A 25,229-nucleotide genomic window follows, 5' to 3' on the forward strand; every position below is an offset into this window, starting at 1 on the left:
AGGACGCCATGGCCCGCAACGCCGACGAACACCTGGTCACCGGCCGGGTGAAGCTCCCCCGCCGGATCGTCGAGCGGCCGCTGCGCCAGGTCAGCAAGCGGCTGCTGATGGCGCTGATGGTGCTCGCCATCACCGTGCTGCTGGTCTACACCGACCGGAGCGGCTACCACGACAACGCGGACGACAGCGTCGACTTCCTCGACGCCGTCTACTACGCGACCGTCACCCTCTCGACCACGGGCTACGGCGACATCGTGCCGTACAGCAGTGGGGCCCGGCTGACCAATGTGCTGCTGGTGACGCCGCTGCGTGTGCTCTTTCTGATCATCCTGGTCGGCACGACCCTCGAGGTGCTCACCGAGCGCACCCGCGAGGAGTGGCGACTGAACCGCTGGAGGGCCAGCTTGCGCGACCACACCGTCATCGTCGGCTTCGGCACCAAGGGCCGGTCGGCCATGCAGACCCTGTGCGCGACCGGACTGCGGAAGGACCAGATCGTCGTCGTCGACCCGAGCGGCAAGGTCATCGAAGCGGCGAACGCCGAGGGCTTCGTCGGCGTCGTCGGCGACGCCACCCGCAGCGACGTCCTCACCCGGGCGGAGCTCCAGAAGGCCCGGCAGGTCATCATCGCGCCGCAGCGCGACGACACCGCCGTGCTGGTGACCCTCACCGCCCGGCAGCTCAACCGCGGGGCGAAGATCGTCGCCGCGGTCCGTGAGGAGGAGAACGCTCCGCTGCTGCGCCAGTCCGGGGCGGACGCCGTGATCACCAGCTCCGGCGCGGCGGGCCGACTGCTCGGCCTGTCCGTGCTCAGCCCCAGCGCGGGCACGGTCATGGAGGACCTGATCCAGCAGGGCAGCGGGCTCGACCTCATCGAACGACCGGTCATAAAGGCCGAGGTGGGCCTCAGTGTGCGGGAGACGGAGGATCTGGTCGTGAGCGTGCTCCGCGGCCACCGGCTGCTGCCGTACGACGACCCCGCGGCCAGCCCGCTGCAGCTCACGGACCGCCTGATCACCATCGTGCGCGCGCAGAACGACCCGGCCCCCGGGGGCCGGGAGTAGCCTCGCCGCCATGCATGCGATCACGATTCCCGAACCCGGTGGTCCCGAGGCCCTCGTCTGGGCGGAGGTGCCGGATCCCGTCCCCGCCGAGGGGGAGGTCCTCGTCGAGGTGGCCGCCGGCGCGGTCAACCGCGCCGATCTGCTGCAACGGCAGGGCTTCTACGACCCGCCGCCCGGCGCCTCCCCGTACCCGGGGCTGGAGTGCTCGGGCCGGATCGCCGCTCTGGGACCCGGGGTCTCGGGGTGGGCCGTCGGCGACGAGGTGTGCGCACTCCTCGCCGGCGGCGGCTACGCGGAGAAGGTCGCGGTCCCGGTCGGGCAGCTGCTCCCGGTCCCCGCGGGGCTCGACCTGGTCACGGCCGCCGCGCTGCCCGAGGTGACGGCGACGGTCTGGTCGAACGTCTTCATGGTCGCGCACCTGCGCCCGGGAGAGACGCTGCTCGTCCACGGCGGTGCGAGCGGGATCGGCACCATGGCGATCCAGCTCGCGAAGGCCGTCGGGGCGCGGGTGGCCGTCACCGCGGGCGGCCCCGAGAAGCTCGCCCGCTGCGCCGAGCTGGGGGCGGACATCCTGATCAACTATCGCGAACAGGATTTCGTCGAGGAGATCCGCACGGCGACGGACGCCGAGGGCGCGGACGTCATCCTCGACATCATGGGGGCGAAGTACCTCGACCGGAACATCCGCGCGCTCGCGGTCAACGGACGACTCGCCGTGATCGGACTCCAGGGCGGAGTGAAGGGGGAACTGAACCTCGGCGCGCTGCTGGCCAAGCGGGCCGCGGTGACGGCGACCTCGCTGCGCGGACGCCCGCTGTCCGAGAAGGCCGCGATCGTCGCCGCGGTGACCGAGCACGTGTGGCCGCTCATCGGCGGCGGACGGGTGCGCCCCGTGGTGGACCGGACGATTCCGCTCCAGGACGCCGCAGAGGGACACCGTGTCCTGGAGGCGGGGGCCCATGTGGGCAAGGTGCTGCTGGTCGCCCCGGGCGCGGCCTGACCGGCACCGGGCGTTCCTCCGCGGCGGCTCCGCCGCGGGTCGCCCGGACGGACCGAAGGCCCGGGCCCCCAGGGGCCCGGGCCTTCGGCCGCTCACCGGCTGGGCCGGGCGGTCGGGGTGGACAGCGGACGATCAGGCGTCGCGGCGATCAGAGGTAGGGGCCGGAGCGCACGGGGCCGTGCGGTCCGCCCTCCTCCTCGTGGACGGTGCCGGGCGGCAGGGCGCGGCGCATCTGCTCCAACTGGGCCCGTGCGGCCATCTGCTGGGCGAACAGCGCGGTCTGGATGCCGTGGAAGAGCCCTTCGAGCCAGCCCACCAACTGGGCCTGCGCGATCCGCAGTTCCGCCTCGGAGGGGATGGCCTCGTCGGTGAACGGGAGGGACAGGCGCTCCAGTTCCTCGACGAGCTCGGGAGCGAGACCGTCCTCCAGTTCCTTGACGGAGCCGCGGTGGATCTCCTTGAGCCGGACCCGGCTCGCCTCGTCCAGAGGAGCCGCCCTGACTTCTTCCAGCAGCTGCTTGATCATGCTGCCGATGCGCATGACCTTCGCGGGCTGTTCGACCATGTCCGTCACCGGGACCTCGCGCGACTCGTCGTCACCGTCACCGCCGCCGAGCGCCATCCCGTCCTGTCCCACGACGAGAACGTGAGGGGTGTCCTGCGGCCGTTCATTCCTCGGCATCTCCATGCCGCCATTCTCTCGTACAGGTGCGTCACCTCATGGTGTGCCCCCGTGGAAGGGTGATCCACCCTTCCACGGGGGCACACCTCGCGGACGGCGCTCACACGCCGTCCGCGTGCGGGGTCAGCCCGCCTCGCGGCGGGCCAGCGCCCCGCGCGAGCGGGTGACCAGGGCCGCTAGCAGGGCCGCGCCCGCGGGGACGGCGATCAGCAGCGCGGCAAGGGTCGCCCACGGCACCACGACGGGCACGAAGGGCACACCGCCGACGCCCCATCCCTGGTCCAGGGCGTTCTCGTGCCAGGACAGCTGCTGACGCCGCTCGGTGAGCCGCAGCCCGACGGCCGGCAGGACGCCGGCCGCCGAGCCGAGGACCACACCCATCAGGGCCACCACCCCGCACTGGAAGCCGCTGAGTGTCCTGCGGACCCGCGGCGGGGCGCCGACGGCGGCCAGGGTCTTCAGATCGGCCTCGGCGTCGGCCTGGGCCAGGCCGGTGGCGATGCCGGCGGCGCCGATGGTGATCAGCCCGGCGAACACGGTCAGCGACAGCAGGACGATGCTGTTCTCGCTGGTGAAGCCCTCCTCGACGGTGAGGCTGACGTCGGAGCCGGTGTTGTCGAGCACGCCGTCGAGCTTCTGCCGCTGCTCACTGCTCGGCATCTCGTCCGTGGAGTAGTACGCGCCGAGCGGAACCGTCGCCATCCCGGCGGCCTTCGCCGCGGCCGGCGGCACGAGCAGGTCGACGCCGTAGCTCTTCGTCCCCTCCGCCGCCCGGTACACGTCGAAGGTCTTGATCTCACCGGGTGCGTCCTTGCCGGCGTTCGCGGCCTTCTCCGCCGCGTCCCGGTCGGTGACCAGGCGGATCGAGAGCTTCCCCGCGGTGTCGACCGGCCGCCGGTCGAAGGCGACGGGCTTGCCGTCCGCGAGCGCGGCGGCGGCCTTCGGGTCGTCGATCCCCAGCACGGTGAGGAGCTTCTCGTCGCCGACGAGCAGCCCGCCATCCGTCATGAGGTAGGGGCCGGGCTTGTGCTCGCAGCGCCAGTCGTCGGCGAGCCTGCGGCGCTCCTCCTTGGTGAACCGCTCCGCGGGGTCGGCGTCCGGCCGCGCCCGGTCGACGGCGTTGAGGGGGCACTCGTTCGCCTTCGGCACGACGACCTCGTAGAAGCCGCAGTCGGCGGCTTCGTCCCACATCGAGCAGGTGGACCGGCCGACGCCGATCCGCGCGACATCGGCGCGGACGTCGACGGGGAGCAGCCGCTGCACGGTCTCCCGGACGGCCGGGACCTCGCGCCCGCCGGCCTCGGTGATCGTCACGGAGACGGCGCCGTGCGGGAGTGACGCGACGTACTCGGCCCTGCTCTGCGCGTCCTGGCTCGCGGCGTACGTCGCCACGGCCACGGTTCCGGCGACGGCGGCGAGCACGGCGGCGACGGCGGGAGCCGTGCGTCCCCGGTTGCGCACGGCGTCGCGCAGGGCGAGCCGCGGGGAGAGCGGCAGGACGCGGCCGAGACGGCCGAAGAGGCCGACGAGCGCCGGTGTGAGGGCGACGACGCCGAGTTCCGCGAGCGCGCTGCCGCCGGCGACGACCGCGAACTGCTCGGTCATCGTCGAGCCGTACAGGGCGATGGCGGCACCGAGAGCGACGGCGATCAGTCCGATGACGGGCAGCACCCGGCTGCTGCGCCGCACACCCCGGCGGCCGGTCAGCGAGGCGAGGACCGACTGCCGGGACGAGGTGACGGCGGGCACGATCGCGGCGAGCAGACCGGTGAGCACGGCGAGCAGCGCGATGGCGAGCAGTTCCAGCGGCCGGACGTCGAAGTGCCCGAACCGCTTCCCCATCGCGTCCTCCAGCACCGGCTGGAGCAGGAACGTCAGGGCGAGACCGAGGACGGTGCCGACCACGGCCGCTGCCACGCCGATGACGAGGCCGCCCGCGAGGACGATGGCCCGGATGTGGCGCCGGTCGCCGCCGTTGGCGCCGACGAGGCCGAGCTGCCGGCGGGAGCGCCGGGCGCCCACGGCGAAGGCCGGGCCCGCCAGCAGACAGATCTCCAGCATCGCCAGACCGACGACGGTGCCGACGGCGGCGAGCGCCGCCGCCCTGGCCGCCGTGGACTGCTCGTAGTTGCCCCAGCCGTCCTGCTGGTAGAGCGGGACCTCGGAGTCCGCGGGCGGATCGAGGGCCACCGCACGCGAGGCGACCACGGCGCCCTTGGCGTTGAGCTCCTGGACGGTGTTCCACGTGAAACCACCGGAAACGGCCGCCAGCAGGGTCGTGTCCGACGACAGACCGGGCATCCCGTCGGCGACCAGCGCCTTGTCCAGCGGGTCGATCAGGGCGCCGGGGAGGGCGTTCACCTGGTCGGTGTCGAGGGCTTCCGGGAGCTCGTAGGAGCCGACGATCGTGTAGGTGCGTTCGAGGCCACGGGCGGTGAGCGAGGAGCCGATCGCCAGCCCGCTCTCCTCCAGGAAGTGGGTGGTGGCGGCGACCTCGTCCGCCTTCTGCGGGAAGCGCCCGCCGACCAGCGGCATCATGCCCGCCACCATCGGGTCCGCGGCCTTCAGCTCGCGGATCTCGGTGCTGAGCAGGCCGTGCGTGGTGCGCAGCTTCGCCTGCGAGGAACGGTCCGTCAGGGTCGTCGCCCCGGCCGGCAGCACCGTGGTGAGATCGATGGAGCCGTCGGGGAAGGGCTTGTCCTCGTAGTCCTCCGCCGGCGCGTAGCTGCTGCCGTCGGGCGACTGGAGGACCGGAGCGCCGCCCATGCCCGGGTCGGAGAGGCGGGCGTCCGCCCTGCCGAGCGAGCGGGCGACGCTCTGCCCGGTGGAGAGCTCGGCACTGCGCAGGGTCAGGTCCGCCGCGCTCACGCCCACGATGGGCAGCGCGATCATGGCGAGGACCAGGAAGCTCCGGCCCTTGGAACGCCAGGCGTCACGGCGTGCGATGCGGATCGCGGCACGCCAGGAGGTGTACCAGGTCCTCACAGTTCGGCCGCCTGGCCGCTCAGGAGCGAGGCCGCCTCGCTGCGCACGGTCTGGTCGACGACGGCTCCGTCCCGCAGGAACACGACCCGGTCGGCCCAGGCGGCGAACCGCGGCTCATGGGTGACGAGGATGCCCGCCGCTCCGGCGTCGCACCGGGCGCGCAGCAGGGCGAGGACCGATTCGCCGGTCTCGGAGTCCAGCGCTCCGGTGGGCTCGTCGGCGAGGACCAGGCGGCGGTCTCCCACCAGGGCGCGGGCGATCGCGACCCGCTGCTGCTGGCCGCCGGACATCTCGTCCGGGAACCGGTCGGCGAGGTGCCCCAGCTCCATCTCCTCGAGGGCCGCGACCGCCTCGGTGCGCGCCTTGCGTGCCGAGGTGCCGTCCAGCTCACGGGGGAGGGCGATGTTCTCGGCCGCGGTGAGGGCCGGGATGAGGTTGTAGTCCTGGAAGACGTAGCCGATGCTGCGCCGGCGGAGGGCGGCGAGGGTCTTGCGGTCGGCGGTGGTGATGTCGGTGTCCTCGACGATCACCCGGCCGGACGTGGGGGTGTCGAGGCCGCCCGCGATGGTCAGGAGCGTGGACTTGCCGGAGCCCGACGGGCCCATGACGGCGACGAGTTCCCCGGGGAAGACGTCGAGGTCGATGCCGCGCAGGGCGTGCACCTCGGTGGCGCCGCTGCCGTGGACGCGGGTGAGCTGCTGGAGCTGGAGCACGGGCTGCCGTGACTGGTGTGTCTTCTGTGACTGTGGTGACGAGTGTTCGGACATGAGTGGGTCCCCCTTTGCGCGGGTGTGCGCGCACGAGCGGGTGCGCGAGGTCTGTGGTGAAGGCGGGCGCGGCGCCGCGGAGCCCACCGTGCGCGTACGGCGCGGACGGGCTCTGCCCGGGCTGCCAGGGCCGGCCGTGATCGGGCGGTGACGGGGGCGTGGCGGCCGTCACCGCGGCCCCGGGCCGCGGAGCCGGGCCCCGCGGGACGGATGGTCAGCCGTGGCGGAGGCCGGCGGCACGGGCCCCGGACGGAGGCCCGGCGTCCGCCCGGGCGGGACCGGACGCCGGGGGCCGTGCGGCGGGACGCCGGCCGCGGGCGACCGGGGTCACCCCCCGGGCCGCCGCCCGGCAGAGCCCGTCGCGGCAGGTGACGAGGGCTCCTCCGCGGGCTGCGGGCGGCCCGGGGCGGGCGCCCGGCCGGTGGCCGCGGAGAGCCGGATCAGGCGCACCTCGCAGTGGTCGAGCCAGCGCGCCTCGGCCTCGGTCTGGAAGATCAGCTGCTCCAGCACGAGCAGCCACGCCACGTCGTCCCGTTCGGTCGATCCGCCGCTCTCGATCGAGGCGAGCGCCTGCGCCTTGAGCCGGGTGTAGTCCTGCATCGCCTTCACGGTGTGGTGGCGCTGCGACTGGATGACCTGGCGGATGTCGACTCCGGGTGTGCCGACGGCCATCGCGAGCTTGATGGCCAGTTCGTCCCGCGGCGGGCTGGCGCGGTCCACGGGCGTGGCGAACCAGCTCTTCAGCTCGGCCCGGCCCCGGTCCGTGATGGCGTAGAGGGCGTGGCCGGCCTCGTCCTCCCCGTCCTGGGCGACCATGCCGTCCCGCTCCAGGCGGTTGAGGGTCGTGTAGACCTGGCCGACGTTGAGCGGCCAGGTCGCACCAGTGCGCGACTCGAACTCGGAGCGCAGCTGCGAGCCGTATCGCGGGCCTGGTTCGAGGAGGGCCAGAAGGCCGTGACGGATGGACATACTCAGTATGTATACCGGGTATGCCGCACCGGGGAAACCGTCTGCCGAGGGATGTCCGAGATCCGTCCTGAGGAGGAGACGCCCCTCAGCGGTTCCGCAGCCGGATGCCCAGGAAGCCCACTCCGAGGCCCATGAGCGCCAGTCCCACGCCCAGCGACAGGGGCGAGATCTGATGGGCCACCGGAGCCGGAAGCGCCTGTCCGCCCTGGTCGGAAGCGGTCGACCGGCCGTCGGCGGGCACGGACGGCGGCACCGCTCCCGCCGAGGACCGGGGTGCGTCCCCGGCGGGAGCCTCGTCATCCGCGAGAGGGGTGTCCTCCCGCGGTTCGTCGGCCGGGGGCGCGTCGGAGGCGTCCAGGGGCGGACGGGCGGCGGGACGGGACGGGCGCGGCGGGCTGCCGGACGTCCGCGGGGACGCCTCGGCCGTCGTCCGCGCGGACGGCTCCGCGCTGTCGCCGGGGGCCGACGGCGACACGGGCAGCGAACGCCCGGGCCTCGGACGGCCCTCGCCGGCCTGGCGCCCGGCGAGCGAGGGGGACGGGGAGGGCGGGGCCGCGCCGGGGGACGACGGGCGGGAGCTGCTCCCCGGCGCTTCCTCGGCGTACGCCGGGACGACGGGAGCCGAGAGCAGCAGCAGCGAGGCGAGGGTCAGCGCGCACCGCGCACGCAGGTGTGGAGTCACCGGAGGGCCCCTCCCGTACCGAGACGCGAAACAGCCGAGCAACGGACCAGTGCGGCGAAGGCAGCTCCGTCCGCCCGGAGGGCGGGGCCGGGAGGGACTTCCGCAACACGCCCTAAGGCTCACACAACGGGGCGGAACCGGCATTCCGTGGCGGCGGCACCGCCACCCGTCTCCCCGCCCGCTGCGGCAGCCGGACCCGGGTCGCCCGCCTCCACCGGCACCGCGACCCGGCCCGGGCGTCCCGCACCTGACGTGAACGGCGCCTGCTCCCGGCCGCCCCGCGCCCCGCCTCGCTCGGCCGCGGACCGGACGCACGTACGGCGGGGCCCGGCACGCGTCACGCGTGCCGGGCCCCGCCGTGGACAGCGGCGATCCGGACGGGACTACTCGGGGTAGCCGGTCGACACCTCGAGGTCGAAGGTCGCGTTGTCCTCGGAGACCTCGACATCGGCACCCGGGAACTGGGTGATCACGATGTCCTTGCCCCACTGCGCGTTGGCCACTTCCTTGACGTTGATCTTCCAGCCCTGGGCCGCCGCGCACTCCTTGACCGACAGGATGTCCTTGTACACGAAGTCCGGCGCCTGCACCTTGGAGGCGTCGTCGTAGCCCTCGGAGGCGTCCGAGCACTTCGTCTTGTCGATCGTCCGGTTGCGCTCCGGCCCCTTGAAGCCCGCCTGCTGCGACTGGCCGGTCGTCGGGTCGCCGCCCCCGCCGCCGGCCTCCTTCTTGTCGTCGCCGTTCATCGAGAGGGCCACGACCAGGCCGCCGACGGCGAGCAGCGCCACCGCGATCGATCCCACGATCACCGGCATGTTGCGCCTGCCGCCGCCGCTGCCGCCGGACGGGGCGGTCGTCGCGGGCGACATCGTGTACGGCGGCGGGGTCTGCGCGCCCGGTCCGGGCGTCTGGTACGCCGGCGCGGGCGTCGGGTAGCCGTAGTGCGGTGCGGGGGCCGGGGTCGGCGCTCCGTACGGGCCGGGCTGGTAGGGCGTCTGCAGGCTCTGCGGCCCGGGCGCGGACTGCCCGAGCGGCGGGAAGACGGCCGAACCGACCCCCGATCCGCTGTTCGCCGGGGAGACGCCGCCGATGATGACGGGCGCGCCGGTCTGGCCCGCGCCGGCCACCCGCGCGCACTCGTCGCGCATCGCGGCAGCGCTCGGGAACCGCTCGTTCGGGTTCTTCTTCAGCGCGCGGGCGACGAGCGCGTCCATCGCGGGGGTGACGGAGCGGTTGATGCTCGACGGGGCGACCGGCTCCTCCTGCACGTGCGCGTACGCGATGGCCAGCGGCGAGTCGGCGTCGAACGGCAGGCGGCCGGTGAGGAGCTGGAAGAGCATGATGCCGACCGAGTACAGGTCGGAGCGGGCGTCCACCCCGCGGCCGAGGGCCTGCTCGGGCGACAGGTACTGCGGGGTGCCGACGACCATGCCGGTCTGCGTCATCGAGGTGACACCGGACTGCATGGCGCGGGCGATGCCGAAGTCCATGACCTTGACGACGCCGCGCCTGGTCATCATCACGTTGCCCGGCTTGATGTCGCGGTGGACCAGGCCCATCTCGTGGCTGGTCTCCAGGGCGGCCAGCACGTCGGCCGTCACCTTCAGCGCCTTGTCCGCGGGCATCGCGCCGTAGTGCTGGATGTCCTCCGCGAGCACCGACCCGAGCGGGCGGCCCTCCACGTACTCCATGACGATGTACGGCATCAGCGCACCGTCGAGCTCGTCCTCACCGGTGTCGAAGACCGACACGATGTTGGTGTGCGAGAGCTTGGCGACGGCCTGCGCCTCGCGCCGGAACCGCTCCCGGAAGGACTGCTCCCGCCCCAGCTCCGTGTGGAGGGTCTTGATGGCCACCTGGCGGTCCAGCGCACTGTCGTACGCCAGGTACACCGAGGCCATACCGCCTTCGCCGAGCAGATCGCGAAGCTGGTACCGGCCGCCCGCGACGGAATTGCCGGCGTAGCGGCCCTGTGCGCCGTCCTGGCTCATTCGTGCATCCCCCTGTGCGCGCGCTGACCGCGGCCGATCCGGATTTACGGCCCAAGTCTGCCCCAGGGCACCGACACGTCAAGCCGGGTGCCCGTTCCGTGACCGTAAGCACGGCAACCGTCCCAGAAGCGTTACAGGAAGGGCATGGAATTTGCGCCAGGTGCGGGGATACGGGTTTGATGGCCGGTCTCCTTCGAAACCGGCATGCCGCGTGAAGGCTGTAGCGTGACGTGACGCAGGACCCGAGGGCATGGCTCACCCCGCGACGCGGTACGTACGCGGACAGATACGACGGCGAGGACTGATGGCACCCGAACCCGAAGCAGGCGGCGGCGTGCCGGAGTCCTCGGAGAACTGGGGAATCGGCGGTCTGGTCGGTGACGGCCGCTACCGCCTGACGCACCGCCTCGGACGCGGCGGCATGGCCGAGGTGTTCGCGGCCGAGGACGTACGGCTCGGCCGCACCGTCGCCGTGAAGCTGCTGCGCGCGGACCTCGCCGAGGACCCCGTGTCGAAGGCCCGGTTCACGCGCGAGGCGCAGTCGGTCGCCGGGCTCAACCACCACGCGGTCGTCGCCGTCTACGACTCGGGCGAGGACGTCGTCGGCAGCCGGACCGTCCCCTACATCGTGATGGAGCTCGTCGAGGGCCGCACGATCCGCGATCTGCTGCTCAACGCCGAGGCGCCGCCCCCCGAGCAGGCGCTGATCATCGTCTCCGGTGTGCTGGAGGCGCTCGCCTACTCTCACCAGCACGGCATCGTGCACCGCGACATCAAGCCGGCCAACGTCATCATCACGCACTCCGGCGCCGTGAAGGTGATGGACTTCGGCATCGCCCGCGCCCTGCACGGCGCGCAGTCGACCATGACGCAGACCGGCATGGTCATGGGCACCCCCCAGTACCTCTCCCCCGAGCAGGCGCTCGGCAAGGCCGTCGACCACCGGTCCGACCTCTACGCCACCGGCTGCCTGCTCTACGAACTGCTCGCCCTGCGGCCCCCGTTCACCGGTGAGACGCCGCTGTCGGTGGTCTACCAGCACGTCCAGGACATCCCCGTCCCGCCGTCGGAGGTCTCCCACGCGGTGCCCCCGGAGCTCGACGGGCTGGCGATGCGCTCGCTCGCCAAGGACCCGGACGACCGCTTCCAGAGCGCCGAGGAGATGCGCGGGCTGGTCCAGTACGCGCTCCAGATGCTCCAGCAGCAGGGCGGCCACACGGGTGCCTGGAACACCGGCCCGGTGGACGTGTACGACACCGGCGGGACGCCCCCGGCGGGGATGAACGGCGCGACGGCCGTCCACCCGGTGCACGGCGAGACCTCCCAGGGCCCGATCCTGCCCCCGGTCAATCCGCACGACGGCGCCTACGACGGCGGCCACGGCGGCGGGCGGCGCGGTGGCCGGGGCAAGGTGTGGCTGATGGCCGCGCTCGCGGTGATCGCGGTCGTCGCCGGTATCGCCTTCGCGCTGGACCGGGCCGGCAGTCCGGGCGGGACGCCGTCGGACAAGCCGTCGGTCGCCCCGACGCCGACGCAGAGCGAGGAGACGGCCGAGCCCACCGACGACGGCGCCGAGGAGAGCGAGGACCCGGGCAGCAGCACGGGCGGCGACGAGCAGCCCTCGTGGACCCCGTCGTACACGCCGTCGTCCACTCCCAGCACCACCCCGTCGCCCTCGGACAGGCCGACGGCCACGAAGCCGACCGAGCCGACCGACCCGGGTGAGACGTCGGAGCCCGCGGAGCCCTCCGACCCGCCCACCCAGACGGGCGGGCCGACGGGCGGGGCCACGGTCGGCGGATCCGGCGGCTCGGCGGGCGAGCCGGGGGACCCCGGCGCCGGCTGACCGGCCGTTCAGCCCGCGAAGGCGTCGCGCACCGCCTCGTACTCGCGGGTCCACCAGACCACCAGGGCCGACACCGCGGGAAACTGCGGGTCGGCCCTTCGGTCGTCGAGCTCGTAGCGCCAGCGCAGTATCCAGAAGTCGTTGAGGCGTTCCCACCAGACGCGGTGGGCGGCGGCGGCCATCTCCTCGGCGTCCGCCCCGGCCGCCCGCCGGTAGGCGCGGGCGTAGGCCCGGACCTTCGGCAGGTCCAGCTGGCCCGCCGGCTGGACGAAGAAGATGGCGGCGGCCCGGACCGCCTCCTCGGCCCGGGGCTGCACACCGAGCCGGTCCCAGTCGACGATCGCGGCGGGCTCGGCGCCCCGGTAGAGCAGGTTCAGCGGATGGAAGTCGCCGTGCACCCAGCAGCCGGCCCGGCCGGGCGGCGGGCGCCGGTCCGCGTGCTCCTCCAGCAGGGCGCGGCGCTGGAGCAGCCGGTGCTCGGCGAGGGTGTCGAAGGAGTCGCGGGGCCTCGCGGCACGGGCCAGCCGCAGCAGGGACTCGATCAGGGAGAAGGTCTCCTCGGGGTCCGCACTCGCGTACGGGGCCTGGCCTCCCGGCTGTTCGGCGGGGTCCATGACCTGGGCGAGGAGGGTGTGCACCATGCCGAGCAGCGAGCCGAGGCGCTCGGACTGGCCGGCGGTGAGCTGGGCGCCGTCGCGGTGACGCCCGTCGATCCAGGGGTGGAGGGCGTAGCAGCGGCCGCCGATGACGGCGACGGTGGATCCGCCGGAGTCCTCGACGGGTGGCGCCACGGGTAACCCGAGGGCCTGGAGGCGCCACGTGGCCCGGTGCTGGCGGTCGATGGCGTCGTGGTCGCCGTCGAGGTGGTGCTTGAGGAAGTACGCCCCTCGGGTGGTGGCGAGGCGGTAACCGCGGTTCAGGAGCCCCAGGGCGACCGGACGGCAGGAGAGCGGTTCGCCCACGTCGGTGTAACGACGCAGCAGAGGAACGAGAGGCGGATCGGTAACAGATGAGCGCGGCACCTGTCAGATGATAGATCACTCAGCGTGTCGTCATGGATGCTCTTCGACATAGTCCACGGTGTGCACGGTCACGAACTGCGGATCGATACGGAGATGGACCGGACGGAAGTCCTGGCCGTCGATCCGGTGCGGCCGTGCCCCGAACCGCAGCACCTGCTCCTCGGACGGCTCCGTGATCCGGGCGGTGCCGGTGAACTGCACCGACCACAGGGCGGCCGCGCCGGTGTTCAGATTGTCCGCCCCGTAGGCGACGACGCTGCCGTTGCAGGCGTGGTGGTAGTCGAAACCGCCGTGCATGCGCAGTAGTACGGCGCCGTCCTCGACGATGTGGTGGGCCGGTGCGACGAAGGGCATCGCCCGCATGCTGGTGGCCAGCCGCCCGTACCCGACACGGGTGAGCAGCTCGATGGCGCGGTGGTCGTCGATCGGCATGGCTTCCACTGTCCGGCACCGCCAGGGGCCGCAGAAGGGCATCCCGGCCCGATCCGGCCCGGGTCCAAAGTCCCGGCCCGTCCGTCCCGGAGGCGTGCGCCCGGCGGGCCCGCGCCGCCCGAACGGGTGACACCGCGCGCCGTCGTCGCGCTGACGCGCCCCCGGGCTCCCGGGCGGACGGGGGGGATGGGAGCACCCGTGGGCGGCCCGCAGTCCCCGGGGAGGGCTCGAAGCCCCCGGGAGCGGCCCGCCGGCCCCGGGCCGTCAGGCGCCGTTGCGCTCGCTCTCCGCCTGGAGGCGCGCCACGTAGGCGGCGGCCTGGGAGCGGCGCTCCATGCCCAGCTTGGAGAGCAGGCTGGACACGTAGTTCTTGATCGTCTTCTCGGCGAGGTGCAGCCTCTCGCCGATGACCCGGTTCGTCAGCCCCTCGCCGATCAGGTCCAGGATCCGCCGCTCCTGGTCCGTCAGGGCGGCCAGGCGGTCGTCCCCGCGGGGCCTGCCGCCGTCCCGCAGCCGCTCCAGGACGCGTGCGGTGGCCACCGGGTCCAGCAGCGACCGGCCGGCGGCGACGTCCCGCACGGCGGTCAGCAGTTCGCTGCCCCGGATCGCCTTGAGCACGTAACCCGAGGCCCCCGCCATGATCGCGTCGAAGAGCGCCTCGTCGTCCGCGTAGGAGGTGAGCATCAGGCAGGCGATGTCCTCGTTCTGCGACCGGATCTCGCGGCACACCTCCACACCGCTGCCGTCGGGCAGCCGGACGTCGAGCACCGCCACGTCCGGAGCGGTCGCCACGATCCTGACCAGCGCGTCTGCCGCCGTGCCCGCCTCTCCGACGACCTCGATATCGGCCTCGCCGGAGAGCAGCTCATGGACTCCGCGGCGCACGACCTCGTGATCGTCGACCAGGAATACGGTGATTTTTCCTTCTTCGCGCACGCGGGCAGTCTCACACATCGGCTCTTCCCGTGCCCGGGGTGCGCCATATAACGTGCCCTCTGTTCCGGCGGCCCGCAGGCCCCTGACCAGTGGTTGTTCCCCTTTCTCTCGATTTACTTGGAAATCCAAGCAAAATCGCAGGTCAAATGGGGTTTCGCAGTAATGCTCCCCACTGGGTAACGTGCCTGTGACAGGGTGTTCGCCGGGGCACCTGTCACGCCTGACATCCGGCCGGCCGTACACACCCCCGTGCGCGGGCCGGACATCGGGCGAGCCGCACTGGCCTCACCGGCGGACCCCGGGGGCCGGACCGACGGAGGAGCACGCACGTGACCGTGGAGAGCACTGCCGCGCGCAAACCGCGACGCAGCAGCAAGCGCGCCAGCGCAGCCGGAAAGCCACAGAGTTCCGAGCCCCAGCTCGTACAGCTGCTGACGCCCGAGGGCGTCCGCGTCGAGCATCCGGAATACGACATCGACCTGAGCGCCGACGAGATGCGCGGCCTGTACCGGGACATGGTCCTGACCCGCCGCTTCGACGGCGAGGCGACCGCCCTCCAGCGTCAGGGCGAGCTCGGCCTGTGGGCCTCGCTGCTCGGCCAGGAGGCCGCCCAGATCGGCTCGGGACGCGCCCTGCGCGACGACGACTACGTCTTCCCGACCTACCGCGAGCACGGCGTCGCCTGGTGCCGCGGGGTCGACCCGACCAACCTGCTCGGCATGTTCCGCGGTGTGAACCACGGCGGCTGGGACCCGAACACCAACAACTTCCACCTGTACACGATCGTCATCGGCTCGCAGACGCTGCACGCCACCGGCTACGCGATGGGCGTGGCCAAGGACGGCGCGGACTCCGCCGTGATCGCGTACTTCGGCGACGGCGCCTCCAGCCAGGGCGACGTGGCCGAGTCCTTCACCTTCTCCGCGGTCTACAACGCCCCGGTCGTCTTCTTCTGCCAGAACAACCAGTGGGCGATCTCCGAGCCCACCGAGAAGCAGACCCGGGTGCCGCTCTACCAGCGCGCGCAGGGCTTCGGCTTCCCCGGCGTCCGGGTCGACGGCAACGACGTGCTCGCCTGCCTGGCCGTGACCCGGTCGGCGCTGGAGCGCGCCCGCCGCGGCGAGGGGCCGACCCTGGTCGAGGCGTTCACCTACCGGATGGGCGCCCACACGACCTCGGACGACCCCACCAAGTACCGCCACGACGACGAGCGCCAGGCGTGGGAGGCGAAGGACCCGATCCAGCGCCTGCGCACCTACCTCGAGACCGAGGGCCACGCCGACGCCGCCTTCTTCGCCGCCCTGGAGGAGGAGAGCGACACCCTCGCCAAGCGTGTGCGCGAGGCCGTGCGGGCCATGCCCGACCCGCAGGACATGGCGATGTTCGACCACATCTACGCCGACGGCCACGCGCTCGTCGACGAGGAGCGCGCCGAGTTCGCCGCCTACCAGGCGTCGTTCGCCGAGGAGGGCAAGTAAGCATGGCCGTACAGAAGCTCCCTCTCGCCAAGGCGCTCAACGAGTCGCTGCGCAAGGCCCTGGAGACGGACCCCAAGGTCCTGATCATGGGTGAGGACGTCGGCAAGCTCGGCGGCGTCTTCCGCATCACCGACGGGCTCCAGAAGGACTTCGGCGAGGACCGGGTCATCGACACCCCGCTCGCCGAGTCCGGCATCGTCGGCACCGCGATCGGCCTGGCGCTGCGCGGCTACCGGCCCGTGGTGGAGATCCAGTTCGACGGGTTCGTCTTCCCGGCGTACGACCAGATCGTCACCCAGCTCGCGAAGATGCACGCCCGCGCGCTCGGCAAGATCAAGCTGCCCGTCGTCGTCCGCATCCCCTACGGCGGCGGCATCGGCGCGGTGGAGCACCACTCCGAGTCCCCCGAGGCGCTCTTCGCGCACGTGGCGGGCCTCAAGGTGGTCTCCCCCTCGAACGCCTCCGACGGCTACTGGATGCTCCAGCAGGCCATCCAGAGCGACGACCCGGTCATCTTCTTCGAGCCGAAGCGGCGCTACTGGGACAAGGGCGAGGTCGACACCGAGGCCATCCCCGGCCCGCTCCACACCGCCCGCGTCGCCCGCGAGGGCGCCGACCTCACCCTGGCCGCCTACGGCCCGATGGTGAAGGTCTGCCTGGAGGCCGCCGCGGCCGCCCAGGAGGAGGGCAAGTCGGTGGAGGTCGTGGACCTCAGGTCGATGTCCCCGATCGACTTCGACACCCTCCAGACCTCGGTCGAGAAGACCCGGCGGCTGGTCGTGGTGCACGAGGCCCCGGTGTTCTACGGCTCCGGTGCGGAGATCGCGGCGCGCATCACCGAACGCTGCTTCTACCACCTGGAGGCCCCGGTGCTCAGGGTCGGCGGATTCCACGCCCCGTACCCGCCGGCCCGCCTGGAGGAGGAGTACCTTCCGGGACTGGACCGGGTGCTGGACGCCGTCGACCGCTCGCTCGCGTACTGAGGGGTGCCGTGACCATGACCGCAGACACTTCCCTGCGTTTCCGCGAGTTCAAGATGCCCGACGTGGGCGAGGGACTCACCGAGGCCGAGATCCTCAAGTGGTACGTCCAGCCCGGTGACACCGTCACCGACGGGCAGGTCGTGTGCGAGGTCGAGACGGCGAAGGCGGCCGTCGAGCTGCCGATCCCGTACGACGGCGTCGTCCACGAGCTCCGCTTCGAGGAGGGGACCACCGTCGACGTCGGCACGTCGATCATCACGATCGACGTGGCGCCCGGGTCGGCCCCCGCCGACCAGGCCCCGGCCCCCGAGCCCGTTGCCGCCGCGGAGCCCGAGCCCGCAGCCGAGGAGGAGGAGAAGCCGAAGGGCCGCCAGCCCGTGCTCGTCGGCTACGGCGTGGCCGAGTCCTCCACCAAGCGCCGGCCGCGCAAGCAGACCGCCGCCGTGCCGGAGCAGGCCGCAGCCGCGATCCAGGCCGAGATGAACGGCCACGGCTCCGTCGTGCCGGACACCCGTCCGCTGGCCAAGCCGCCGGTCCGCAAGCTCGCCAAGGACCTGGGCATCGACCTGGCCACGGTGACGCCGACCGGTCCCGACGGGATCATCACCCGGGAGGACGTCCACGCCGCCGCGGCTCCGGCACCCGCCCCGGTGGCCGCGGAGCCCGCGCCCGCCGCGGTGCCGGTGGCGGCCGAGCCCGTCGCGTCCGGCGCCCGCGAGACCCGCGTCCCGATCAAGGGCGTGCGCAAGGCGACCGCGGCCGCGATGGTCGGCAGCGCCTTCACCGCGCCGCATGTCACCGAGTTCGTCACCCTCGACGTGACCCGCACCATGAAGCTCGTCGAGGAGCTGAAGGCCGACAAGGACATGGCGGGGCTGCGGGTCAACCCGCTGCTGCTGATCGCCAAGGCCCTCCTCGTCGCCATCAGGCGGAACCCGGGGATCAACGCGTCCTGGGACGAGGCCGCCCAGGAGATCGTCCAGAAGCACTACGTGAACCTGGGCATCGCCGCGGCCACCCCGCGCGGTCTGATCGTGCCGAACATCAAGGACGCGCATGACAAGACCCTGCCGGAACTCGCCGCCGCGCTCGGCGAACTGGTCGCCACCGCCCGTGAGGGCAGGACCACCCCGGCGGCGATGCAGGGCGGCACGGTGACCATCACCAACGTCGGCGTCTTCGGCGTCGACACCGGTACGCCCATCCTGAACCCCGGTGAGTCGGCCATCCTCGCGGTCGGCGCGATCAAGCTCCAGCCGTGGGTGCACAAGGGCAAGGTCAAGCCCCGTCAGGTGACCACGCTCGCGCTCTCCTTCGACCACCGTCTGGTCGACGGAGAACTGGGCTCCAAGGTCCTCGCCGACGTGGCGGCGGTCCTGGAGCAGCCGAAGCGACTGATCACCTGGGCGTGACGTCCCGTCCTGCCCTGTTTCACGTGAAACGCCGGGAGGCACCCGCCTCTTGACGGTCCGGGGGCCCCGCGCTCCGGCGCGGGGCCGCCCGCCCGGCCCGTCCGCACCGAACGCCCCGTCCGCATCGCGGACGGGGCTTTCTGGTTGAAGTCTGTTGTATCTATGCTGTGTGCATGCCCGCCCCCGCCTCCGCACCGGCCACCGCCCCCGCCAAGCAGCCACCCGCCGCAGAGCGCGTCTACGCCCACATCAAGCAGGCCGTGCTCGACCGCGAGTACGAGGGCGGCACCCTGCTCACCGAGGGCGAGCTGGCCGAAGCGGTCGGAGTCTCGCGCACCCCGGTGCGCGAGGCGCTGCTCAAGCTGGAGGTCGAAGGGCTGATCAAGCTCTATCCCAAGAAGGGCGCCCTGGTGCTCGCCGTCTCCGCGCAGGAGATCGCGGATGTCGTCGAGACCCGCCTGCTGGTCGAGGAGTTCGCGGTCCGCAAGGCCGTCCCGGCTCCCGCGCGGCTGATCACCCGGCTCGAAGAGCTCCTCGGCGAACAGCGCCGCCACCTCGACGCGGGCGACCTGGCCGCCTTCGCCGTCAGCGACCGCTGCTTCCACGCGGAGATCGTCCGCCACGCCGGGAACGAGATCCTCTCCAAGCTCTACGACCAGCTGCGCGACCGTCAGCTGCGCATGGGAGTGGCCATCATGCAGGCCCTCCCCGACCGCGTGAGCCGCAACTACGCGGAGCACCGCGAGATCCTCGACAGGATCCGGGCCGGCGACGCCGACGGCGCGGCCGCCTGCGTGCGGCAGCACCTCGGCCGGGTCAAGGACCTGGTCCGGGGTGATGACCGGTGAGCGCCTCCTCCTCCGCCACCGGCGCCCTGCTGCCCGGCGACCCTCCCGGCGGCCGCCGTGCGGCCGCGGTCTGGGGCATCGGCGTCGCCGTCTACTTCGTGGCCGTCATCTTCCGGACCTCGCTCGGGGTCGCCGGACTCGACGCGGCCGACCGTTTCGACGTCAACGCGTCCGCCCTGTCGACCTTCTCCATCCTCCAGCTCCTCGTCTACGCGGGCATGCAGATACCCGTCGGCCTGATGGTCGACCGGCTCGGCACGAAGAAGGTCCTCACCCTGGGCGTCGTCCTCTTCACCGCCGGCCAGCTGGGCTTCGCGCTCTCCCCGTCGTACGGCATGGCGCTCGCCTCCCGTGCCCTGCTCGGCTGCGGCGACGCCATGACCTTCATCAGCGTGCTCCGGCTGGGCACCCGCTGGTTCCCCGTGCGCAAGGGTCCGCTGGTGGCCCAGGTCGCCGCCCTGTTCGGCATGGCCGGCAACCTCGTCTCCACCCTGGTCATCGCCCGGATGCTGCACGGCCTGGGATGGACCGCGACGTTCGCCGGGAGCGCCGTGGCGGGGGTCGTGGTCCTCGTCCTGCTGCTGCTCTTCCTCAAGGACCATCCCGAAGGGCACGAGCCGCCTCCCGTGCGGCACGCGGGGGCCGCCTTCGTACGGCGCCAGATCGCCGCCTCGTGGCGCGAACCCGGCACCCGGCTCGGCATGTGGGTCCACTTCACCACCCAGTTCCCCGCGATGGTGTTCCTGCTGCTGTGGGGGATGCCGTTCCTCGTCGAGGCCCAGCACCTGACCCGCGAGACCGCCGGCGCGCTGCTGACCCTCGTGGTGGCGTCCAACATGGTCGTCGGCCTCGTCTACGGACAGGTCATCGCCCGGCACCACGCCGCCCGCGCGCCCCTGGCCCTCGGCACCATCGGCGCCAGCGCGCTGCTGTGGGCCACGACCATCGCCTACCCGGGGGGTACGGCGCCGATGTGGCTGCTGATCACCCTGTGCACCGTCCTCGGGGCATGCGGCCCCGCGTCGATGATCGGCTTCGACTTCGCCCGTCCCGCCAACCCGCCCGAGCGCCAGGGCACCGCCTCCGGCATCGTCAACATGGGCGGCTTCGTCGCCTCGATGACCACGCTGCTCGCCGTGGGCGTCCTGCTCGACGCGACGGGCGACGACTACCGGATCGCCTTCGCGTCCGTCTTCGTGCTCCAGGCCCTCGGCGTCACCCAGATCCTGCGGCTGCGGTCCCGCACCGCGCGCCGGGAGCGGGAGCGCCTGGTCGCCAGCCGCGTCGAGGCCGTGCACGTGCCGGTGTGACCACCCGGGCCGGGGCGCCGCACCGGCCCGGGACGCCGGGTCGCTACGGGGTGACCGCCAGCACCCGCAGGATCGCCTCGGCCAGCTCCGTGTCCCCGTCCGCCTTCACCCGGTCCGCGACCGCCGCGGGGCGCACCCGACCGCAGGCGAGCCGGTAGAACGTCTCCCAGTCCGTCGCCAGCGTCACGAGCGGCCCCAGCGACGGCGAACCGTCCACCGTGCCGCGTCCCTCCGCGTCGACCCGGACCGTCCTCAGGAACTCCACCGGACCGCTCACGTCGAAGACCACCGCGGACTGCGCCGGAGCACCCGCGTCCTTCGCGACCACCTTGGGCAGCGCCTCGATGAGGAGGTCCCGGGCGACGTAGGCGCCCGGAGAGTCGAGGTTGCCCGGCGTGCCCAGCGCCACCCGCAGGTCCTGCTCGTGCACCCAGGTGTCGAACGCCCGCTTCCGGTAGGCGACTTCCAGCGTCTGCTCGGTGCCCAGCGGGGCGCGCACCAGCGTGTCCGGCGCCCGGTTCTCGTTGCGCAGCTGGCGGGCCCGGCGGATCAGGACGTACTCGAACTCGGACGTCATCTCGGGCGCGGTGTGATGCCGCCGCACGTCGACCTGCATCTCCATGTAGCGGGCGAACTCGCTCTGCACGTGGTAGAGATCGCGCGGCAGGGAGTGGATGGGGCGCGGGTCGCCCAGCATCTCGCACTCCATGCCGATGACGTGCGAGACGATGTCGCGCACCGACCAGCCCGGGCACGGTGTGGCGCGGTTCCACTCGCCCTCGACGAGCGGCTGCACCAGCTCGGCTATCGCTTCGACTGCGTGGGTCCAGGCATCGGCGTAGTTCTGCAGGCTGGGATGGACGGTCACGGGACCCCTCGGCGGTCGTACGCGGGCAAACTGGACTGGCAGCGCTGGTGGGGTCCGGGGGTGGCCCCCGGATAGGCACAGTACGCTGCCCGAAGGCACCCCGGCAGTGCTTTCGTGTGACGATCGTAGGGCCCGTGTTGACGACTCGAATGCCAGGACGGTGGTAGTGTGCGCGCCTCCCTCGTGCAGATCTCGGTGGAACCGGACGAATCGGTGGAATCCCGCAGGCGCCGCGTCGCCTCGCTGGTCCGCGGACAGAGCGACGCCGACCTCGTCGTCCTCCCGGAGCTGTGGCCCGTCGGAGCCTTCGCCTACCAGGAGTTCGAGGCGGCGGCCGAGACGCCGGACGGCCCGACCTGCCAGGCCCTGTCCGCCGCCGCGCGCGACGCCGGGGTGTGGCTGCACGCCGGGTCCGTCGTCGAGAAGGCCGCCGACGGCACCCTCTACAACACGTCCCTCGTCATCTCTCCCGCCGGCGAGCTCGCCGCCACCTACCGCAAGATCCACCGGTTCGGCTTCGACAAGGGCGAGGCGGTCATGATGGGCGCCGGCCGCGACCTCGTCACCGTCCCCGTCCCCGGCCACCTCACCCTGGGCCTCGCCACCTGCTACGACCTGCGCTTCCCCGAACTCTTCCGCGCGCTCGCCGACGACGGGGCCCAGGCGCTCGTGATCCCGGCCGGCTGGCCGGCCAGGCGCCGCGACCACTGGACGCTGCTCGCCAGGGCCCGCGCCGTCGAGAACCAGGCGTACGTTCTCGCCTGCGGCACCGCCGGGACCCACGCCGGCGTCGAACAGGCCGGCCACAGCATCGTCGTCGACCCCTGGGGCGAGACCCTGGCGGAGGCGGGCCCCGGCGAGGAAGTGCTCACCGTGGACCTCGACCCCGCCAAGGTGGAGTCCACCCGCGACGTCTTCCCGGCGCTCAAGGACCGGCGCCTGGGGCTGGCGCCGCCGTCACGGCTCCGGGACTGACCGGCGGCTCAGTCCTCCTCGCGCTCCCGCTCCGCCATCCTGATCACGCACACGGCGACCGCGATCAGCAGCGCGGCGTCGGCGTCCTCGCGGACCACGTCCACGCCGTACGTGTCCCGGAGCGTGAGCCACCGCCGCGAGATGTGCGCCAGCAGCTCGCCGTCGTACTCCACGACGAACTCGCGGTCGAGGATCCGCCCGCTGACATCCAGCTCCGTCCCCTCGGCGAGGGTGACCCGGTAGTGGTTGCGCAGCAGGGAGAGCCGCTTGCGCCGGATGGTCGCGAGCGGCTCCCCCTCCTGCTCGACGGTCATCGCACCGCGCAGGCTGAACAGCTTCTGCCGCAACGTCACCAGCACGTGCCCGTCGCGGTCCTTCAGCTCCAGGGTGTCGCGCAGCCGCAGTGCCTTCCCGTCGACGAGGAAGGCGTGCCGGCCGTGCTCGTCGTCGATCCAGTAGTCGTCACCGATGGCGAAGATCTTGTCGCGTACGAGGTATTTCATGGGGGTCGCATACCCCGGCGGGGGGCGGGGGAGCGTGGGGGGTACCCGAAGAGGTGAAGATTCCTGTGGCCGGGTGCCGAACGGGGGGCCGGGCGGCTGCGGCGAATGCTCCATGGCCGGGTTGAGGCGTATCGATCATTCACGGTGGCGCGGTTCGGGCCGCAGGAACGTTGTGGCAGATCGGGGCCCGTCACAACGCATACTTCCGTGCGGCTGCCCTCCGCTAATGTCTGCCGCCGAACGACGGTCCGGAAATCAATTCCCTGGGGATACGGATGAAGAACCCTTCTCTTGTCGTCGGCGCTGCACTGCTCATCGCCGTGACATCAGGCAGCCCGGCGGGTGCCATCAGTGACAGTTCCAAGCGGTCGATCGGAGAAGGCATCAGCCTTCAGGTGAACGCATGGGAGTGCAACCTCTGGGCCAAGGCGTGCGACTGGAAGACGTCGACCAAGGTGTACCGGGGTAAGCAGCGGCAGAGGATGGACTGGGTCAAGAACGTTGCCCAGATCACGGGCAGGGGCGGCTCGGTTTCCATCGGAGGCAGCGGTACGGGTGTCACGGGCAGCGGAAGCTCGGGAACACACTCTTTCGAGTGGATCAACACCAACAATTGGACCTCTGACCTGGCCGGTCAGGCGCGTTCCGGCTACCTCTCCATGGTCTGGGGCATCGAGACCTGCTCGTACGGATCCACGGCTCACAAGCGGCTCGGCGTCAAGGGCACAGCATCCGCTTGCGCAGGCTGAGGAGTCGGACATGACCAGGAGAGTGCTGCCGCGCACGAAATGGCTACTCGCGCTGGCGTTGGCCGGAGGAATTCTTGCAAGCCTCATGGGAATGCGCCTCATCGGAAATTTCATCGATTTCACCGACGATCACCGCGTGCCGCTCTCCGGTCAGCAGAAGCAATTGCAGGACCAGTTGGAAGAATTGCGCGCCGACGATGGACTGTTTGTGGCGGCAGTCGGTTCAGCTGCCCGGCCCGGACTCTATGAATCCGCCTACGGGTTGACCGCGCTGCAATTCACGACCGGTCGTCATGTGCCCATTCGGGTTGAACGTGATGCACTCCGCAATGATTTCTCCGACGAAGTTCGGAGGGAGCCGTTCAGTTCTCTCGTGTGGATCGCGCAGATCGAATCGGCGACGGAGGAGACCGTGCACACGCGGGCAGACGCCGATGCACTGCTCCGATACCTCACGCCGGAAGGATTCTTTCGCGATCCGGGTTCCCGGTCCGACAGCGCCTCTGTCCGCCTGAACAACACGGCAGGCGCCCTGGAGGCTCTGGAGCACTACGGGGTCGAACTCCGGGAATCGCAGCGGTCCGCAGTGGGGCGATGGCTGCCCATCGCGGACGCGGAGGCCCCGGATGCTCCAGTGCAGCTCTATCACGCCGTGCGCATCGCGGCGTTGGCCGATGCGCCGGTGCCTCGCACGCTGGTCGCGCAGGCTCGCGCTTGGTGGCTGGACGAAGGCTCCGACCGGGCCGCAGCCCACACAGAGGAAAGCGTGATCGAGACGGCCTACTACGTCTTGCTGGCACACGAGTTGAACCTGGATGTCTCAGGCCAGCTGAAGAGCCTTCGCGGTGCGCTGAATCCCATGAATCCCGTTTCGGCCGACCCGCAGGTTCTCTCCCTGATCGCCCGCGCCTGGACGCGACTTGAGGCGCCACCGGCAGATCTCGCCCAGATCGCGGATCGCATCCACTCACGCCAACTGCCTTCGGGACTCGTTTCCTCCGTACGGCAGCGCCAGGGTTCCCTGACGTCCACGTACGAGGTGGCGAAGCTTCGGTTGATCGCTGCGCTACCCAGCTCGGACTCCCGACTGGGGGAAGCGCTGACTGCCCTTCGGGCGAACGTCATGGCCGAGCCCGATCCGATGCTCCGCGGTGCCTGGCTCGTTCTCATGGACGACACGGGTGCGCACGTGAGTCCAGCAGACCGGAAGGCCATTGCCACCGCTGTCCGGACTGCCGCACCCCGCACGGTCGAAGCGCACAACGTCGATGTGTGGAACCGCTACACAGAACTTCTGCTCAGCCTCGATGAGCCCGTCCCCAGTGTCACCCTGACCGATTGGGAGCCGGACAGCGCGCAGTTCCGCTACGCGCAGACGCTCCTCATCAACGGTCTCGACCGCGCGGGCCAACTCGACCGGTTGCCACGGAGGCCCAGCCCCACCGAGCTCGTCGCCCGAGCGGAGGAACGGCTCGCGGGGGGAACGGTCAGGGAAGCCGCCGAGGCCCTCCACGCCGCCGGCGTCCTCGGGTGGAATCCGACACCTGAGGACGCCGAGCGGATCACCGCGCTGCTGGAGAAGCGGCGCAACTGCCCCGGGGCGTCGGCGTTCTACCGGGACAGCGCGAAGGACGACGAGTGCGGAGTGCCCGGCACGCGGGCCGCCTACCGGATCCACGCACTGCTCGAAGGTGCCGTCCCCGCCATCAGCCGGACCCCGTGAGGAT

General features: G+C 71.9%; 22 protein-coding genes. 11 read left to right on the forward strand and 11 right to left on the reverse strand.

Going from position 1 to position 25,229, the window contains the following annotated elements:
• Positions 1–8: 8 nt before the first annotated feature.
• Both IAG43_RS16105 and IAG43_RS16110 read left to right on the forward strand, forming a co-directional pair.
• The gene (locus IAG43_RS16105) at positions 9–1,064 is read left to right on the forward strand and encodes a potassium channel family protein (RefSeq protein ID WP_246574749.1); all 1,056 of its coding nucleotides are present in this window, start codon (positions 9–11) and stop codon (positions 1,062–1,064) included.
• Between the two features lie 10 nt (positions 1,065–1,074).
• A complete protein-coding gene (locus IAG43_RS16110; RefSeq protein WP_187741412.1) occupies positions 1,075–2,064 on the forward strand; it encodes an NAD(P)H-quinone oxidoreductase in 990 nt (329 codons plus the stop codon).
• Between the two features lie 148 nt (positions 2,065–2,212).
• Here IAG43_RS16110 and IAG43_RS16115 read toward each other — a convergent pair whose 3' ends face one another.
• The 6 genes from IAG43_RS16115 to IAG43_RS16140 all read right to left on the reverse strand — a co-directional run bounded on the left by IAG43_RS16115 (position 2,213) and on the right by IAG43_RS16140 (position 10,140).
• A complete protein-coding gene (locus IAG43_RS16115; RefSeq protein ID WP_187741413.1) occupies positions 2,213–2,752 on the reverse strand; it encodes a bacterial proteasome activator family protein in 540 nt (179 codons plus the stop codon).
• 117 nt (positions 2,753–2,869) lie between these two features.
• On the reverse strand, positions 2,870–5,731 hold the full coding sequence (locus IAG43_RS16120) for an ABC transporter permease (RefSeq protein WP_187741414.1): 2,862 nt from the start codon (positions 5,729–5,731) through the stop codon (positions 2,870–2,872).
• Complete coding sequence (locus IAG43_RS16125) at positions 5,728–6,498, reverse strand: ABC transporter ATP-binding protein (protein WP_187741415.1); 771 nt, start codon at positions 6,496–6,498, stop codon at positions 5,728–5,730. Before IAG43_RS16125 ends, IAG43_RS16120 begins: the two co-directional genes overlap by 4 nt.
• Positions 6,499–6,825: 327 nt before the next feature.
• Entirely contained in the window at positions 6,826–7,467 is a 642-nt protein-coding gene (locus IAG43_RS16130; protein ID WP_187741416.1) for a PadR family transcriptional regulator, read from the reverse strand.
• An 85-nt stretch (positions 7,468–7,552) separates the two neighbouring features.
• Positions 7,553–8,149: a hypothetical protein gene (locus tag IAG43_RS16135; protein WP_187741417.1), complete on the reverse strand. Its 597-nt coding sequence runs from the start codon at positions 8,147–8,149 to the stop codon at positions 7,553–7,555.
• Between the two features lie 383 nt (positions 8,150–8,532).
• On the reverse strand, positions 8,533–10,140 hold the full coding sequence (locus IAG43_RS16140; RefSeq protein ID WP_187741418.1) for a protein kinase domain-containing protein: 1,608 nt from the start codon (positions 10,138–10,140) through the stop codon (positions 8,533–8,535).
• Between the two features lie 304 nt (positions 10,141–10,444).
• On the opposite strand from IAG43_RS16140, the gene IAG43_RS16145 reads away from it, so the two are divergent.
• Positions 10,445–11,986, forward strand: a complete 1,542-nt coding sequence (locus IAG43_RS16145) for a protein kinase domain-containing protein (RefSeq protein WP_187741419.1) — start codon at positions 10,445–10,447, stop codon at positions 11,984–11,986.
• A gap of 8 nt (positions 11,987–11,994) precedes the next feature.
• Here IAG43_RS16145 and IAG43_RS16150 read toward each other — a convergent pair whose 3' ends face one another.
• The 3 genes from IAG43_RS16150 to IAG43_RS16160 form a co-directional block, all read right to left on the reverse strand.
• Positions 11,995–13,008: a phosphotransferase gene (locus IAG43_RS16150; RefSeq protein ID WP_187741420.1), complete on the reverse strand. Its 1,014-nt coding sequence runs from the start codon at positions 13,006–13,008 to the stop codon at positions 11,995–11,997.
• A gap of 30 nt (positions 13,009–13,038) precedes the next feature.
• A complete protein-coding gene (locus IAG43_RS16155; protein ID WP_187741421.1) occupies positions 13,039–13,440 on the reverse strand; it encodes a pyridoxamine 5'-phosphate oxidase family protein in 402 nt (133 codons plus the stop codon).
• A 264-nt stretch (positions 13,441–13,704) separates the two neighbouring features.
• Complete coding sequence (locus tag IAG43_RS16160; protein WP_281403966.1) at positions 13,705–14,376, reverse strand: response regulator; 672 nt, start codon at positions 14,374–14,376, stop codon at positions 13,705–13,707.
• Between the two features lie 329 nt (positions 14,377–14,705).
• Here IAG43_RS16160 and pdhA point away from each other — a divergent pair, with 329 nt between their 5' ends.
• The 5 genes from pdhA (at position 14,706) to IAG43_RS16185 (ending at position 20,407) form a co-directional block, all read left to right on the forward strand.
• A complete protein-coding gene (pdhA, locus tag IAG43_RS16165; protein WP_187741423.1) occupies positions 14,706–15,854 on the forward strand; it encodes a pyruvate dehydrogenase (acetyl-transferring) E1 component subunit alpha in 1,149 nt (382 codons plus the stop codon).
• Positions 15,855–15,856: 2 nt separating this feature from the next.
• Positions 15,857–16,837 (forward strand): alpha-ketoacid dehydrogenase subunit beta, encoded by a 981-nt coding sequence (locus IAG43_RS16170; RefSeq protein WP_187741424.1) that lies wholly within the window; start codon positions 15,857–15,859, stop codon positions 16,835–16,837.
• Positions 16,838–16,851: 14 nt separating this feature from the next.
• A complete protein-coding gene (locus IAG43_RS16175; RefSeq protein ID WP_187741425.1) occupies positions 16,852–18,249 on the forward strand; it encodes a dihydrolipoamide acetyltransferase family protein in 1,398 nt (465 codons plus the stop codon).
• Between the two features lie 173 nt (positions 18,250–18,422).
• Positions 18,423–19,097 carry a GntR family transcriptional regulator gene (locus IAG43_RS16180; RefSeq protein ID WP_187741426.1) on the forward strand — a complete coding sequence of 225 codons (675 nt, stop codon included), beginning with the start codon at positions 18,423–18,425 and terminating at the stop codon, positions 19,095–19,097.
• Complete coding sequence (locus tag IAG43_RS16185) at positions 19,094–20,407, forward strand: MFS transporter (RefSeq protein ID WP_187741427.1); 1,314 nt, start codon at positions 19,094–19,096, stop codon at positions 20,405–20,407. Before IAG43_RS16180 ends, IAG43_RS16185 begins: the two co-directional genes overlap by 4 nt.
• 43 nt (positions 20,408–20,450) lie before the next feature.
• Here the strand turns inward: IAG43_RS16185 and IAG43_RS16190 are convergent, their stop codons facing one another.
• Positions 20,451–21,275 carry a maleylpyruvate isomerase family mycothiol-dependent enzyme gene (locus IAG43_RS16190; RefSeq protein ID WP_187741428.1) on the reverse strand — a complete coding sequence of 275 codons (825 nt, stop codon included), beginning with the start codon at positions 21,273–21,275 and terminating at the stop codon, positions 20,451–20,453.
• Between the two features lie 168 nt (positions 21,276–21,443).
• On the opposite strand from IAG43_RS16190, the gene IAG43_RS16195 reads away from it, so the two are divergent.
• The gene (locus tag IAG43_RS16195) at positions 21,444–22,250 is read left to right on the forward strand and encodes a carbon-nitrogen family hydrolase (RefSeq protein WP_187741429.1); all 807 of its coding nucleotides are present in this window, start codon (positions 21,444–21,446) and stop codon (positions 22,248–22,250) included.
• Between the two features lie 8 nt (positions 22,251–22,258).
• Here the strand turns inward: IAG43_RS16195 and IAG43_RS16200 are convergent, their stop codons facing one another.
• Positions 22,259–22,753: an LURP-one-related/scramblase family protein gene (locus tag IAG43_RS16200; protein WP_187741430.1), complete on the reverse strand. Its 495-nt coding sequence runs from the start codon at positions 22,751–22,753 to the stop codon at positions 22,259–22,261.
• A gap of 275 nt (positions 22,754–23,028) precedes the next feature.
• On the opposite strand from IAG43_RS16200, the gene IAG43_RS16205 reads away from it, so the two are divergent.
• Both IAG43_RS16205 and IAG43_RS16210 read left to right on the forward strand, forming a co-directional pair.
• The gene (locus tag IAG43_RS16205) at positions 23,029–23,502 is read left to right on the forward strand and encodes a hypothetical protein (RefSeq protein ID WP_187741431.1); all 474 of its coding nucleotides are present in this window, start codon (positions 23,029–23,031) and stop codon (positions 23,500–23,502) included.
• A 10-nt stretch (positions 23,503–23,512) separates the two neighbouring features.
• The gene (locus IAG43_RS16210) at positions 23,513–25,225 is read left to right on the forward strand and encodes a hypothetical protein (protein ID WP_187741432.1); all 1,713 of its coding nucleotides are present in this window, start codon (positions 23,513–23,515) and stop codon (positions 25,223–25,225) included.
• Positions 25,226–25,229 lie beyond the last annotated feature (4 nt).

Origin of the sequence: Streptomyces genisteinicus (assembly GCF_014489615.1) — a bacterium.
GTDB lineage: Bacteria > Actinomycetota > Actinomycetes > Streptomycetales > Streptomycetaceae > Streptomyces > Streptomyces genisteinicus.

Excerpts from the sequence above, each read along its gene's own strand:
- IAG43_RS16210 (WP_187741432.1), top strand. The coding sequence starts at position 23,513 with ATGACCAGGAGAGTGCTGCCGCGCACGAAATGGCTACTCGCGCTGGCG.
- IAG43_RS16140 (WP_187741418.1), bottom strand. The coding sequence starts at position 10,140 with ATGAGCCAGGACGGCGCACAGGGCCGCTACGCCGGCAATTCCGTCGCG.
- IAG43_RS16155 (WP_187741421.1), bottom strand. The coding sequence starts at position 13,440 with ATGCCGATCGACGACCACCGCGCCATCGAGCTGCTCACCCGTGTCGGG.
- IAG43_RS16200 (WP_187741430.1), bottom strand. The coding sequence starts at position 22,753 with ATGAAATACCTCGTACGCGACAAGATCTTCGCCATCGGTGACGACTAC.
- IAG43_RS16105 (WP_246574749.1), top strand. The coding sequence starts at position 9 with ATGGCCCGCAACGCCGACGAACACCTGGTCACCGGCCGGGTGAAGCTC.
- IAG43_RS16125 (WP_187741415.1), bottom strand. The coding sequence starts at position 6,498 with ATGTCCGAACACTCGTCACCACAGTCACAGAAGACACACCAGTCACGG.
- IAG43_RS16115 (WP_187741413.1), bottom strand. The coding sequence starts at position 2,752 with ATGGAGATGCCGAGGAATGAACGGCCGCAGGACACCCCTCACGTTCTC.
- IAG43_RS16130 (WP_187741416.1), bottom strand. The coding sequence starts at position 7,467 with ATGTCCATCCGTCACGGCCTTCTGGCCCTCCTCGAACCAGGCCCGCGA.
- IAG43_RS16145 (WP_187741419.1), top strand. The coding sequence starts at position 10,445 with ATGGCACCCGAACCCGAAGCAGGCGGCGGCGTGCCGGAGTCCTCGGAG.
- IAG43_RS16170 (WP_187741424.1), top strand. The coding sequence starts at position 15,857 with ATGGCCGTACAGAAGCTCCCTCTCGCCAAGGCGCTCAACGAGTCGCTG.
- IAG43_RS16110 (WP_187741412.1), top strand. The coding sequence starts at position 1,075 with ATGCATGCGATCACGATTCCCGAACCCGGTGGTCCCGAGGCCCTCGTC.
- IAG43_RS16180 (WP_187741426.1), top strand. The coding sequence starts at position 18,423 with ATGCCCGCCCCCGCCTCCGCACCGGCCACCGCCCCCGCCAAGCAGCCA.
- IAG43_RS16205 (WP_187741431.1), top strand. The coding sequence starts at position 23,029 with ATGAAGAACCCTTCTCTTGTCGTCGGCGCTGCACTGCTCATCGCCGTG.
- IAG43_RS16175 (WP_187741425.1), top strand. The coding sequence starts at position 16,852 with ATGACCGCAGACACTTCCCTGCGTTTCCGCGAGTTCAAGATGCCCGAC.